Genomic DNA, 12,995 nt, shown 5'->3' on the forward strand with positions numbered 1-12,995 from the left:
TAACTAACCGAATGAAAAGCAAGAGTAAAATTTCACCGAGTAAACCATTTCAAACAGGCTATTATTTGTGAATCATTGAACAAATAGTGAATATTTTGTGAAGTGGTGAGCATAGTTGTTTCGAATCATTCGGCATGTGAAAGTAAGGGAGGATGTAAGGCTGTGAGTGAGCTGTTTTTAGCAAGATTTCAATTTGCTTCAACGACATTATTTCATTTTATTTTTGTTCCTATGTCAATAGGTTTGGTGTTTATCGTCGCCTTGATGCAGACCCTTTATGTCGTCAAGAAAAAAGAGATTTATAAAAAAATGGCGAAGTTTTGGGGTCATCTATTCTTACTCAATTTTGCAGTAGGTGTGGTGACAGGGATTTTGCAGGAATTCCAGTTTGGGATGAACTGGTCAGATTATTCAAGATTTGTCGGTGATGTGTTTGGTGCACCGCTTGCCATTGAAGCACTGCTCGCCTTTTTCCTTGAATCTACATTTATTGGACTTTGGATATTCGGCTGGGATCGTCTGCCGAAGAAGATTCATTTATTGTGTATTTGGCTTGTTTCTCTTGGTACGATCTTTTCGGCGTTTTGGATTCTACTCGCCAACTCATTTATGCAAGAGCCAGTTGGATTTGTCATTAAAAATGGCCGCGCAGAAATGAATGATTTTGGCGCTCTTGTAACGAACCCGCAGCTTTGGGTTGAATTCCCGCACGTTCTGTTTGGTGCGCTGGCTACAGGTGCATTCTTTATTGCAGGAGTTAGTGCCTTTAAAATGATCAAAAAACAAGAAATCGCCTTTTTCAAAAAATCATTCCAGATTGCCATGGTCCTCGCTTTAATTTCTGGCTTAGGTGTGGCGTTCTCTGGACATGATCAAGCGAAGCACTTAATGAAATCACAGCCGATGAAGATGGCAGCAAGTGAAGCCCTTTGGAAGGATAGTGGAGATCCAGCGGCTTGGACACTATTTGCCAATATTGACACAGATAAAAAAGAAAACTCTGCGGAGATCAATATTCCGTTTGCTTTAAGTTACTTGGCTTATCAGAAGTTCAGTGGAGATGTGCCAGGCATGCTGACACTTCAAAAAGAATATGAAGCAAAGTTTGGCCCTGGAGACTACATTCCGCCAGTGAAAACAACCTTCTGGAGCTTTAGAATCATGGTTGGTGCCGGAATGCTGATGATTTTTGCCAGTATGATTGGCTTGTACTTGAGCTTTAGAAAGAAACTCGAAACGAACAAATGGTTTTTACGCTTCATGGTAGGGATGATTGCGTTCCCGTTTATTGCGAACTCAGCTGGCTGGATCATGACTGAAATTGGGCGTCAGCCGTGGACTGTCTTTGGTATGATGACGACGGCTCAATCGATTTCGCCAAACGTATCGTATGGCATGCTGTTATTCTCAGTCATTAGCTTTACGACGATTTATCTGATTCTTGCCATCTTGCTTGCCTACCTATTCATTCGAGAAATTAAAAAAGGTGCACATTCGGAAGAGGATACAGATCAAAAGGATGAAACGGACCTGTCTACAGATCCATTTGATGGAGGCGCATATCATGGCATATCTTAACGAGATTTGGTTTATTCTTGTCGCAGTATTGTTTGTTGGATTTTTCTTCTTAGAGGGATTTGATTTTGGTGTTGGGATGTCCATGCAGCTGCTTGGAAAGGATGCGCACGAACGCCGCATTTTAATTAATACGATTGGTCCTTTCTGGGATGCGAATGAGGTCTGGCTGATTACAGCTGGGGGCGCTATTTTCGCTGCATTCCCTCACTGGTATGCCACGATGTTCAGTGGATACTATATACCATTTGCGGTTCTCCTCTTAGCGCTCATTGGGCGCGGAGTCGCCTTTGAATTCCGAGGGAAGGTGGAGAAAGCCTCTTGGATCAAAGCATGGGACTGGGTCATCTTCTTTGGCAGTCTGCTGCCGCCGTTTTTACTCGGTGTGCTATTCACGAGTATTTTACGCGGGATGCCAATTGATCAAGACATGAATATGTATGCTGGTTTTACGGATTTTGTGAACCTTTATTCAGTGATTGGCGGGTTAGCTGTGACGGTTCTTTGCCTTCTGCACGGATTGATTTTCGTCACACTACGTACAGAGGGTGATTTAAGAGATCGTGCAAGAAAGCTTGGCAAGCGTGTCCTGCTTATTGCGCTGCCAGTTCTTGTCCTATTTGTCGGTGTATCTATCATGGAAACAGACATTTATACGGTACGCCCGATCATCACCATTCCGTTAACTGTCCTAATTGTGGTTTGTTACGTCGCGGCTCTATTCTTTATGAAAAAAGAACGTGATGGCTGGACATTCTTATTCACAGGTGCAGGCATCATGGTGACAGTGACGATGCTTTTCACTGCATTGTTTCCGCGCGTCATGATTAGCTCAATCAACCATACGTTTGATCTTACCATTCAAAACGCTGCATCCGGATCATATTCACTGACGGTGATGACGATTGTTGCCATTTCTTTGCTGCCCTTTGTGCTTGGGTATCAAATTTGGAGCTATTACGTCTTCCGTAAACGTGTAAGCGGTAAGGAGCCAATGACCTACTAATGGATAAACGTTTGCTTCAATTAAAAGGAATTAGGGGGCTTCTCGCCCTCTTAGGTATTGTGTCACTCATCCAAGGAGCAAGTATTATTTTCCAAGCACAGTGGCTGGCACATGCCATTACTACGCTGTTTGACGGGAAAAGCCTTTCGCAGGCAACGCCTTATGTCCTGCTGTTTCTTGCTGCCTTTCTGGTGCGGCACGGTCTCACCTTGATTCGGGAGAAGGTCATGTTTACCTACTCTTCCCGAATTGGAGCAGACGTCAGAAAACAGCTGTTAGACCAACTCTTTCGTTTAGGTCCAGCTTTCACAAAGAAAAAAGGTACAGGAAAGCTTGTCACATTAGCGATGGAGGGGATTGCTCAATATCGTCAGTATTTACAGCTATTTTTACCGAAAATGGTGAACATGGCAGTGATACCGGCAATGGTCCTCATCTATGTTTGGACGTTAGACGAAACATCTGCTGTCATTTTAATCGTGACGCTGCCGATTTTAATTATTTTTATGATTTTGCTAGGCCTTGTCGCTCAGCGTAAAGCGGCCAAACAATGGAGATCGTATGAGAAATTATCCAATCATTTTACTGATTCTCTCCGCGGCCTTGAAACGCTTCGTTACTTAGGCATTAGCAAAAAACATTCCCGCAATATCGGGGAAGTGTCAAAGCGATATCGAAAGGCGACCATGAGTACGCTGAAGGTTGCATTTCTTTCATCATTTGCGCTTGATTTCTTTTCCATGCTGTCGATTGCAACTGTCGCTGTCTTTCTTGGCTTGCGATTAATTGAAGGAGAGCTTCTGTTATTGCCGGCTCTGACCGCGCTCATGCTGGCACCGGAATATTTCCTGCCAGTACGTGAAGTGGGAAATGATTATCATGCGACGCTAAATGGAAAAGAAGCGAATGAGGCGATGCAGGTCATTTTAGAAGAAAAGGGCTTCCGCGCGCAGGAGACACAATCAGTGCAGCTAGACAAGGGCTTCCGCGCGCAGGAGACACAATCAGTGCAGCTAGACAAGTGGGGTGAACAAGCTGTGCTCACGCTGCAAGATGTTAGTGTCCAGCATGATGAACATGCCCCTTATTCGATTCAGGATGTAGACCTCACTGTCAAAGGGAAGAAAAAAATCGGAATCATTGGTGCCAGTGGTTCAGGGAAATCGACGTTAACCGATGTGCTCGGCGGCTTTGTTGAACCGACCTCAGGTCAAATCACGTTAAACGGCAAGCCGCTTGTTCATTTACAGATGAAGGAATGGCAAAAGGAAGTCGTCTATATGCCGCAGCACCCTTATTTATTTCACATGACATTGAGAGAAAACATTCGTTTTTATGAACCGCATGCCACAGATGAAGAAGTGGAAAGAGCTGTCTGTGAAGCTGGCTTATCTCAGCTCGTAGCGCAGCTGCCAAATGGTCTCGATGAGGTCATTGGAGAACAGGGAAGAGGACTAAGCGGCGGACAGGCGCAAAGAATTGCGCTTGCGCGAACGGTGCTGGGCCAGCGGTCAATTATGCTGTTAGATGAACCAACGGCGCATCTCGATATTGAGACAGAGTATGAATTGAAGAAAACAATGCTTCCGCTGTTTGAAGATAAACTTGTGTTCTTAGCGACACATAGGCTTCATTGGATGCCAGACATGGATGAGATCATTGTCATGGATCATGGAACAATTGCAGAAATGGATACACATGAATCATTGATGCAAAGAAAAGGCGTGTATTATCAATTGGTACAGGAGCAAATGGGGGCGGTCACACATGGTCAGTAAAGGCTGGTTTATACCTTATATCAAGGAGAATCAAAAGCTGTTTGCGCTGGTTTTATTTCTAGGGGCAATTGCAGTATTCTCTGCTTCTATGCTGATGTATACGTCAGGATTTCTCATTTCAAAAGCTGCCACAAGACCTGAGAATATACTTATGGTCTACGTCCCAATTGTAGCTGTACGGACCTTTGGTATTTCACGCTCAGCTGCCCGCTATGCAGAAAGACTGGCGAGCCACCAGCTCATTTTGACCATGATTGAAAAAATGCGTGTCCGTCTGTATGACATGGCTGAACGAAGTGCGAAACAGACAAAGCTGGGTACAGGTGAAATGCTTGGGCTCCTGTCAGATGATGTCGAGAGACTGCAGGACGCCTATTTAAAAACCATCTTTCCATCCATCGGGGCGCTGCTTTTATATGCCGCATCCATTGGGGCACTTGGTCTATTCTCGTGGCCTTTTGCTGGACTGATGCTGCTTTATATGGCACTTCTCGTATTTGTTTTCCCATACGTCACAGTGCTAGTGAACCGGGCGAGACAAATTCAAATGAAAAAAGGCAGAAATGAACTGTACAGCCATTTAACAGATGCAGTCATGGGCGTTAGTGACTGGCTGTTTAGCGGCAGGCAGAAAGATTTTGTTGATGAATATGAACAGAAAGAAGCGCAGCTGTTAGCGCTTGAAGCAGCCAAGCACCGGTTTATCCGTCTGCGCCAGTTTTTTGCACAGCTTATGATTGGAGGAGCTGTCGTGTTTGTCGTGTATTGGAGCGGTTCGGTCGTTCAGTCAGGCTCGATGTCACACACACTAATTGCAGCCTTCGTGCTTGTGCTGTTTCCGTTAACAGAAGCCTTTCTTCCACTCTCAGATGCAGCAGGTGATATTCCAGTCTATCAGCATGCTGTCAGCAGATTAAATCATTATGAAAAGCTTTCGTATGAAGGAGAATCTGAGCGCAAGACAGTGGATCATTCAGCTATTTCTCAAGGTGAAGCTGTCTGTTTTGATCAAGTGTCCTTTCGGTATGATTCGCACCAATACGTGCTAAAGCACCTCTCATTTTCACTGAAGCAAGGGGAATCACTTGCTCTCTTAGGAAAAAGTGGTGCAGGAAAATCGACTATTTTGAAATTGTTAGAAGGAGCTGTCGTGCCAAATCAAGGAGCTGTCAGTATCCAGGGAAAACCGGTAGAAAGCATTCGAGAAACCGTGTCCACCTATGTGTCAGTGCTCAATCAACAGCCGTATTTATTCGATACCTCTGTTTTAAACAATATTCGCTTAGGCTCTCCAGATGCGACAGAAGAGCAAGTAAAAGAAGCAGCGAGACAAGTGCAGCTGCACGATACCATCGAATCCTTGCCAGAAGGTTATCACACCGGTGTGCAGGAGACAGGGATTCGTTTCTCAGGTGGAGAAAGACAACGGATGGCATTAGCCCGGATTTTGCTGCAAAACACCCCGATTGTTGTATTAGATGAGCCCACCGTCGGACTTGATCCGCGCACAGAGCGTGAGCTGCTTGAAACCATCTTTCGTGTGTTAAAAGGAAAAACGGTCATTTGGATTACCCATCATCTCACTGGCTGTGAGGCATGTGACCGCATTATGTTTATTGAAGATGGACAAATTGAGATGCAGGGGGAGCATCAGGATTTACTGAGAGAAAACCTGCGCTATCAAAAATTGTATGAGATGGATCGTCCATTTTCTACAATATAAATAAACGAAATAACAAGAACGTTCGGACAGAGATCTCTGCCCGAACGTTTTGTGGTTTTAAGGGTTTACCTTTCCAACACCAGCATTTGATACCACTTCTGATTTGACATTGTTTACGTTAAGCAAAGAGTAGTGATAAGGAGGGTTGTACGTACCTGTTGAAGACGTTGGCAGACTGCCTGTGCTGTTAATAAATGAGTTGTTGATGACATGCCATGTACCGACTTGACGGCTGTCCCAGCTGCCGATCGCATTATTTGTATTTTCAAATACGTTGTGCTCAATTCTCATCTTCGCGCCCATACGAGAGTTGATCGCTGTGGTATGAATGCCTTTATAGTAGTTGTTATACACATGACCTTCCCCGTAGCGCATAGAAGGTACACGAGAATTCAGGTTTTCAAAACGGTTGTTATGGAACGTAATTTTTCGGTTGTAGTTGTCGTTATCAGAGCTGCCCATGAGCATCGTTTTCCAGCTGTCATGAACATAGTTCCATGAGAAGGTAATATAGTCGGAGTCTTTTTTCACATCAAATAATCCATCATAATCATCTTTCCCAGAGTTTAATGTGTTGTACAGCTCATTATGATCGACCCATACGTTTTTAGAAGCGCCTTCGATTCCGATGGCATCCTTGTCACCGATGTTACTGTGATGGATTTTCAGGTTGCGGATAATGACGTTATTGGAACGCCATACTTTGATACCAATTCCATTAAATTCACCTTTCGTGCCTTTGCCGACGATCGAGACATTGTTTGTATCTTTCACATCGATTTTATTGGCAGATGTATTAGAAGGGGCAATCGTCCCGTCGACAACAATTTTTAATTTTTCGTTTGTTCCTTTACTTTTGAGGGCAGCCAATAGTTCATTTCCAGTTTTGACTGTGACGGTTTTACCGCCTTCACCGCCTGTTGTACCGCCATTTAATGTGGAGAATCCTTGTTGATTAAAATTGGCCATAATAGAAGGGCTTTCTGGATACTTGGCTGCCGCTTTTGCCTCCCCATTAGGTGCAAATAATGAAGTCACGAGACCAACCGCTAACACACCAGCTAACATTGGAACTTTTTTCTTCAAAGTCAACATCTCCATTCTATTTTGTTTTAATGTAAACGTTTCCAAAAATAAGCTGCAATTCAACTGCTCCCCCCTTTCTTCGCCAGTATCGCCTTTTTCGGAATGTAGGAAGAGCATAGCACGCAAAAAGGTATCATCGGCTAAGAATTGGCGCTGTGTATTCCATGATTTTCTAGGAAACTAAGGCCATGATTATTTTATTTTCATCTAAATGAGACAAGGATCATTGACGATAGGTATTGGGATGACCTAGTGATTATGAGGGAGAGGCTCTTCGCTTGATAGAAAATCAAGATGATTACGAACTCACCATTTTGTTAGGGACGAAAGAATGTCATAATCATTACATAAGAAAAAGTTGGATATAAAATGAATCAAATACTGGATCAACAAGGAGAAAAGGAGCCAAGTTAAAAAAATTAAGTCTATTTTGAACGATGTCGTCATCCGTGTCGTCACATGAATAAGAGAAGAAAAGGAAGGAGGGGTGTGTTTGGAGCAGACAGAAGAGACATTATTGATTCAGCGGGCAAAACAGGGAGATGATGCTGCATTTACAGCCCTTTATCGTCATCATTATTCCTTTCTTTACCGTTATATAATGAAGCTCACCCTTCAACAAGAGCTGGCAGAAGAAATCATGCAAGAAACGATGCTGAAAGCGTACATGAAACTTTCTTCATTTAGAGGAGATTCCTTATTTTCAACATGGCTCATTTCCATTGCATCTAGACAATTTTTAGATCACCAGAAGAAAAGAAAACGTGAACAATTAAGAGAAGGGAAGGCGAATCAAGAGACCATACGCCGCTTCAAATGGGACATTCAGCAAAAGGGCCACACATGGCATGAAATGTGGGATGCTCTAAACGAATTGAAGGCACAGGAGAGAGCACCGATTATTTTGCACTATTATTATGGCTTTACTTATCCAGAGATTGCTTCAATGCTCGGTATGAGAGAAGGCACTGTGAAGTCGAGGGTTCATCATGGATTAAAGAAAATTCGAAAGGAGTGGTCTCAATGAAGGAAGATCAGTTCACCGAACGTTTAAAGGAAGAGTTACAGCAGCTAGATGAACAAATTGAAGTGAAAGAGCCAAGTGAGCAGGCTGTCATGATGATGCTGAAGCAGGCAAAGGAACAAGAGAAAAGGCGTTTTAAACAAGAAGTACTGGCGTACGTTCTCATCAGTCTGACCATTCTGGCACTATTTGTCGCTGCCATCACCCATTTGCCTATCATCTTCATTCTTCTTCAAGTAGTGAGTGTGCCGCTCTGCGTCGTTGTCGGCATCAAGGAATATCAACACATTAAAGGAGGGTCTTCCTTATGAGTCAGACGGAGATGATCATCTTATTGTGCGCATTGCCGTTATTGTTTGCGCAGGGGTTTCTTTTATTTATGGATGCAAAGAAAAGAGGGCGCTATAAGTGGTTTTGGGGCATTGTCGGTTTAATTAATTTCCCATCGTCTTCTATTTTATATTGGCTTTGTGTCGTGTACCCTGATCGAAAGAAAGATGAGAAGATCCGAAAAGATTGAGCGGACGGCCTATAAAACTTTAGGCCTTTTTTTCGGGTTGAAGATCAACTAGAAATCATTCATGATTCATCTATTTGTCAAAGAGTGCGGGATATATAACGTCTAAATCATCATTTCTAGCACAATAGTCATTCTGCAAGAGATACTTTCTAAAAACGATTGCTGCGGCTGCTTGATCCATCTCAAATCGGCATCATTTTCATCTGTTATCAGTATTGATCAGATTTTACAAATGGTGTTAAATTAATCTCAATATGCGTTAGAAAATCTAACAGGATAAATGTGTGAAGATATACAAAGGAGGCAGAAGAGACATGTTGACCTTAGATCGAGCAGCACAAACAGCACAAAGCTACATCGACCGTGTGTTAGAGGAGGTGGAAAAACGAAATCCTGGTGAGGAGGAATTTCAGCAAGCCGTAAAAGAAATTCTAGAATCACTCGTTCCTGTTTTTGCAAAACACCCAGAGTATGAAAAACAGGGCATTTTAGAACGACTCATTGAGCCTGAGCGGCTTGTGGTATTTCGTGTACCTTGGGTAGATGATGAGGGGAAAGTACAAGTCAATCGGGGTTTCAGGGTTCAATTCAATAGTGCCATCGGTCCTTATAAAGGAGGCATTCGATTCCACCCATCTGTCAATGCAAGCATTATTAAGTTTTTAGGATTTGAACAAATCTTTAAAAACGCACTGACTGGTATGCCGATCGGCGGGGGAAAAGGTGGATCAGATTTTGACCCTAAAGGGAAATCTGATGGAGAAATCATGCGTTTCGTCCAAAGCTTTATGAGTGAACTCAGCCGATATATTGGACCTGATCAAGATGTACCAGCAGGTGATATTGGCGTAGGGGCACGCGAAATTGGCTATATGTTCGGACAGTACAAGAAAATGCGCGGTGCTTATGAGGCGGGTGTGCTCACAGGGAAAAGTCCTGGATTTGGAGGCAGCTTAGCGAGAAAAGAAGCGACAGGCTATGGACTGGTGTACTTTATGGAAGAAATGTTAAAAGCGCATGGACTGCAATTTGAAGGGCATTCAGTTGTTGTGTCTGGATCAGGTAATGTGTCTATTTATGCGATGGAAAAGGTCATGGAGCTAGGCGGTAAGGTCGTTGCTTGCAGTGATTCAAGCGGAGCGATTTATGATCCTCAAGGCATTTCACTTGAGACCGTGAAGCAGCTAAAGGAAGTGAGCAATCAACGGATTGGGGCATACATAGACATTCACCCGCATGCCGAATTGATTGAAGATTGTGAACAAATTTGGTCTGTTCCTTGTGATATTGCGCTTCCATGTGCAACGCAAAATGAAATATCTGAGATGCAAGCGCAGCAGCTCGTGGAAAATGGTGTCATTGCGGTAGGAGAAGGAGCTAATATGCCCTCTACTCTTCAGGCAGTCAAAGTGTTTGAACAGAATGATATTCTATTTGCGCCGGCAAAAGCGGCGAATGCTGGCGGGGTAGGTGTCTCAGCACTGGAAATGGCACAAAATAGTGCAAGAATGTCTTGGACATTTGAAGAAGTAGATGATCAGCTGAAACAAATGATGCAGACGATTTATCGTCGGTGTACAGAGACAGCAGATGAATATGGACACTCTGGAAACTTAATCGTAGGAGCAAATATTGCAGGATTTCGCAAAGTGGCAGATGCGATGATCGCACAAGGCGTGATTTAACTCCTGCTCTCCCGCACCTGTTTATTTCATGAAAAGATGGGGAATCGTCCTTGTAAGAATGACAATAAGGAGGCGCGGGAGAAATGAAAAAATGGCTGAAACAAATTGTCAAATGGGCACCAGTGATTTATCCAGTGGTGAGGAAAATATATAAAGAGCGAAAAGCATCTAAACGTCGTAACGTATCAGCCGGATAATCCGGCTTTTTTTATGCAAGCATTACCGATTGTGCCCTGAACGAAAAAATAATAGATTTGAATGATCCAAGTCATGCCTCACTCCGTTAAGTACATAACAAACGGAAAGAGGAGGAAAAACAGATGAACATGAAAAAAGCGATTTTAACCATTCCACTTAGCGCAGCATTACTATTTCCGGCAGCTTATAGCGCAAGTGCACACGAAGGACATATGCATGGAGAGGCAAAGAAGACATCTTCGTCACAAGAGGTGTCAAACAAAGCAACCGATCTTCGAGCAGCACTAGACCAGTTATTTTCGGAGCATGCCTACTTAGCAGTCATCACAATGCAAAAGGGAATTGACGGTAGCAAAGATTTTAAACAAGCAGCGGCAGCGCTAAATGACAACACAAATGACTTATCGGAAGCCATCGCTTCTGTGTACGGAAAAAAAGCAGGGAAACAATTCAAAGACATTTGGTCAAGTCATATCGGCTACTTTGTTGATTATGTACAAGCAACGGCAAAGAAAGATGAAGCAGGTAAAAAGAAAGCAGTTAAGCAGCTTGACCAATATCGCATGAAACAAGCCGATATGCTCGATCAAGCAACAGACGGCAGATTGAAAGCTAGCGAACTAGAAGAAGGCTTAAAAATGCACGTCAATGAACTGTTAAAAGCCTTTGATAGCTACACTGAAAAGGATTTTGATACGACCTATGAAACGGTTAGAAAATCCATTCATCATATGTTTGAAGTCGGTAAAGGCGTATCGTGGGCGATCACAGATCAATTTCCTGGGAAATTTGATCACAAATCAGTCGACACACCAGCAGCAGACCTTCGTGAAGATTTAAACTACTTGTTCTCAGAGCATTTGGCGCTTGCGGTCGTTGCTATGCAAAAAGGAAATGATGGCAGCAAGGACTTTGATCAAGCAGCGGCAGCTTTGAACGAAAACACAAATGATTTATCAGGTGCGATTGCCTCTGTTTATGGCAAGGATGCAGGAAAACAATTCAAAGACATTTGGTCAAGCCATATCGGTTACTTAGTTGATTATGTCAAAGCGGATGCATCAGGAGATAAAGAAGCGAAAGAAAAAGCGGTGAAAAACTTAGATGCGTATCGAATGAAGCAAGCGAAATTTTTAGATCAAGCGACAAATGGACGTTTGAAGGCAGCAGATTTAGAGGCTGGCTTAAAAATGCATATTGATAAGCTGATCAAAACATATACGTCATACCATAAAGGCGAATATGATCAGCTTTATCCAACAGTGAGAGAGGCGTACGGTCATATGTTCATGGTCGGTCAAGATGTCACAGCAGCAATTGTTGATCAGCATCCTGAAATGTTCAAATCCAAGATGCCTAATGAAATGCCTAAAACAGGTATGGGAGGCACAGCCGGTCCTTTAGGTATGTCATATGAAGCATTTGCGGGAATGATCGCAAGTTTGATCCTAGCCGGCGGTGCAGCGGGTGCGTTCTTCCTTACTCGCCGTAAGACATCAAATTAAGCTCGTATAAAAAGGAAAGGGGAACGTGCACAATCGTGCCGTTCCTTTCTTTAAAAGGAGGCAGACTGACTTGAAAAGGTGGTTGTTTGGTCTTCTGATGCTTCTCATCATCACGGGCTGCGCATCACCATCTAAGGATGATTCGTCATCCTCTAAAACAACCTCATCTCCTGAAAAAATGACAACAAACCAAGCCGCAAAACAGTCTCATTCACAAGACATGTTAAAAGACGAACCGTCTGGTATTGTCCCGGCTGAAATTGCGATTCCGGCGATTGATGTCAAAGCAAAGTTGGAGAAAACAACTTTATCAAAGGATGGCAGTATGGGCGTCCCAAAAAATATGGACAACACAGCTTGGTTTAAAGATGGTCCAAAGCCAGGAGATAAAGGAAATGCCGTCATGAATGGCCATGTTGATAATAAATGGGGACCTTCTGTTTTTTATCGATTAAAGGAGCTAAAAAAGGGAAACAAGGTAATCGTGACGTCCTCGTCAGGAAAAAAGCGAACTTTTGAAGTGATCAAAGTGCAAAGCTATCCGCGTGAAGAAAAGCCGAATGCGTTTTTCGGGTACGCTTTTACACGGAATCTCAATTTCATTACGTGTACAGGGACATTTGATCATGCAGCAGGGACTCATGAAAAGAGACTGGTTGTCTTTACCCAGCTGATCCCTTCATAAAAAAGGCGATGACACGGAGGTGTAGCGCCTTTTTTGATGGTTTCTGCCAGAGTCCTACAAAAAGATTCATAGGTCATTAGATATGGTTTGTTGTATAAATAGGGGCGTTTGTCATATAAATGAGTTGGCAATTTTTATTTCTTTTCAGTAGAATATGAGTAATGAAGAGAACTGCAAGCGTATACACCCTGTCCAGACAAGGCAGATTCT

At 43.2% G+C, this 12,995-nt stretch carries 12 protein-coding genes; 11 read left to right on the forward strand and 1 reads right to left on the reverse strand.

Annotated elements, in window-relative coordinates; genetic code table 11:
- Positions 1 to 162 precede the first annotated feature (162 nt).
- The 4 genes from C6Y03_RS04700 to cydC are packed head-to-tail and all read left to right on the forward strand — an operon-like array spanning position 163 to position 6,082.
- Positions 163 to 1,578: a cytochrome ubiquinol oxidase subunit I gene (locus tag C6Y03_RS04700; RefSeq protein WP_106038922.1), complete on the forward strand. Its 1,416-nt coding sequence runs from the start codon at positions 163 to 165 to the stop codon at positions 1,576 to 1,578.
- Complete coding sequence (cydB, locus tag C6Y03_RS04705; RefSeq protein WP_012011719.1) at positions 1,565 to 2,581, forward strand: cytochrome d ubiquinol oxidase subunit II; 1,017 nt, start codon at positions 1,565 to 1,567, stop codon at positions 2,579 to 2,581. The genes C6Y03_RS04700 and cydB overlap by 14 nt, the downstream gene beginning before the upstream one ends.
- Positions 2,581 to 4,359: a thiol reductant ABC exporter subunit CydD gene (gene cydD / locus C6Y03_RS04710; RefSeq protein WP_106038923.1), complete on the forward strand. Its 1,779-nt coding sequence runs from the start codon at positions 2,581 to 2,583 to the stop codon at positions 4,357 to 4,359. The genes cydB and cydD overlap by 1 nt, the downstream gene beginning before the upstream one ends.
- Complete coding sequence (gene cydC, locus C6Y03_RS04715; RefSeq protein ID WP_106038924.1) at positions 4,349 to 6,082, forward strand: thiol reductant ABC exporter subunit CydC; 1,734 nt, start codon at positions 4,349 to 4,351, stop codon at positions 6,080 to 6,082. Before cydD ends, cydC begins: the two co-directional genes overlap by 11 nt.
- A gap of 57 nt (positions 6,083 to 6,139) precedes the next feature.
- Here cydC and C6Y03_RS04720 read toward each other — a convergent pair whose 3' ends face one another.
- A complete protein-coding gene (locus tag C6Y03_RS04720; protein ID WP_471666317.1) occupies positions 6,140 to 7,150 on the reverse strand; it encodes a pectate lyase family protein in 1,011 nt (336 codons plus the stop codon).
- A 511-nt stretch (positions 7,151 to 7,661) separates the two neighbouring features.
- Between C6Y03_RS04720 and sigY the strand changes: the two genes are divergently transcribed.
- The 7 genes from sigY (at position 7,662) to C6Y03_RS04750 (ending at position 12,785) form a co-directional block, all read left to right on the forward strand.
- Positions 7,662 to 8,195, forward strand: a complete 534-nt coding sequence (gene sigY / locus C6Y03_RS04725; protein WP_106036395.1) for an RNA polymerase sigma factor SigY — start codon at positions 7,662 to 7,664, stop codon at positions 8,193 to 8,195.
- Positions 8,192 to 8,503 (forward strand): YxlC family protein, encoded by a 312-nt coding sequence (locus C6Y03_RS04730; RefSeq protein ID WP_034660438.1) that lies wholly within the window; start codon positions 8,192 to 8,194, stop codon positions 8,501 to 8,503. Before sigY ends, C6Y03_RS04730 begins: the two co-directional genes overlap by 4 nt.
- The gene (locus C6Y03_RS04735) at positions 8,500 to 8,712 is read left to right on the forward strand and encodes a hypothetical protein (RefSeq protein WP_034660437.1); all 213 of its coding nucleotides are present in this window, start codon (positions 8,500 to 8,502) and stop codon (positions 8,710 to 8,712) included. The genes C6Y03_RS04730 and C6Y03_RS04735 overlap by 4 nt, the downstream gene beginning before the upstream one ends.
- Before the next feature lie 314 nt (positions 8,713 to 9,026).
- The gene (gdhA, locus tag C6Y03_RS04740) at positions 9,027 to 10,397 is read left to right on the forward strand and encodes an NADP-specific glutamate dehydrogenase (RefSeq protein WP_095285627.1); all 1,371 of its coding nucleotides are present in this window, start codon (positions 9,027 to 9,029) and stop codon (positions 10,395 to 10,397) included.
- A gap of 83 nt (positions 10,398 to 10,480) precedes the next feature.
- Positions 10,481 to 10,594 carry a hypothetical protein gene (locus C6Y03_RS19315; protein ID WP_223250414.1) on the forward strand — a complete coding sequence of 38 codons (114 nt, stop codon included), beginning with the start codon at positions 10,481 to 10,483 and terminating at the stop codon, positions 10,592 to 10,594.
- Positions 10,595 to 10,717: 123 nt separating this feature from the next.
- On the forward strand, positions 10,718 to 12,100 hold the full coding sequence (locus tag C6Y03_RS04745; RefSeq protein WP_106038925.1) for a copper amine oxidase: 1,383 nt from the start codon (positions 10,718 to 10,720) through the stop codon (positions 12,098 to 12,100).
- A gap of 70 nt (positions 12,101 to 12,170) precedes the next feature.
- Positions 12,171 to 12,785, forward strand: a complete 615-nt coding sequence (locus tag C6Y03_RS04750) for a class F sortase (RefSeq protein WP_106038926.1) — start codon at positions 12,171 to 12,173, stop codon at positions 12,783 to 12,785.
- The last annotated feature ends 210 nt before the right edge of the window (positions 12,786 to 12,995 follow it).

The sequence above is a fragment of the Bacillus sp. LNXM65 genome, assembly GCF_002998575.1.
Taxonomy (GTDB): domain Bacteria; phylum Bacillota; class Bacilli; order Bacillales; family Bacillaceae; genus Bacillus.

Coding starts and splice junctions, on each gene's coding strand:
- cydB (WP_012011719.1), top strand. CDS start 1,565: ATGGCATATCTTAACGAGATTTGGTTTATTCTTGTCGCAGTATTGTTT.
- cydD (WP_106038923.1), top strand. CDS start 2,581: ATGGATAAACGTTTGCTTCAATTAAAAGGAATTAGGGGGCTTCTCGCC.
- cydC (WP_106038924.1), top strand. CDS start 4,349: ATGGTCAGTAAAGGCTGGTTTATACCTTATATCAAGGAGAATCAAAAG.
- C6Y03_RS04720 (WP_471666317.1), bottom strand. CDS start 7,150: ATGTTAGCTGGTGTGTTAGCGGTTGGTCTCGTGACTTCATTATTTGCA.
- C6Y03_RS04730 (WP_034660438.1), top strand. CDS start 8,192: ATGAAGGAAGATCAGTTCACCGAACGTTTAAAGGAAGAGTTACAGCAG.
- C6Y03_RS04735 (WP_034660437.1), top strand. CDS start 8,500: ATGAGTCAGACGGAGATGATCATCTTATTGTGCGCATTGCCGTTATTG.
- gdhA (WP_095285627.1), top strand. CDS start 9,027: ATGTTGACCTTAGATCGAGCAGCACAAACAGCACAAAGCTACATCGAC.
- C6Y03_RS19315 (WP_223250414.1), top strand. CDS start 10,481: ATGAAAAAATGGCTGAAACAAATTGTCAAATGGGCACCAGTGATTTAT.
- C6Y03_RS04745 (WP_106038925.1), top strand. CDS start 10,718: ATGAACATGAAAAAAGCGATTTTAACCATTCCACTTAGCGCAGCATTA.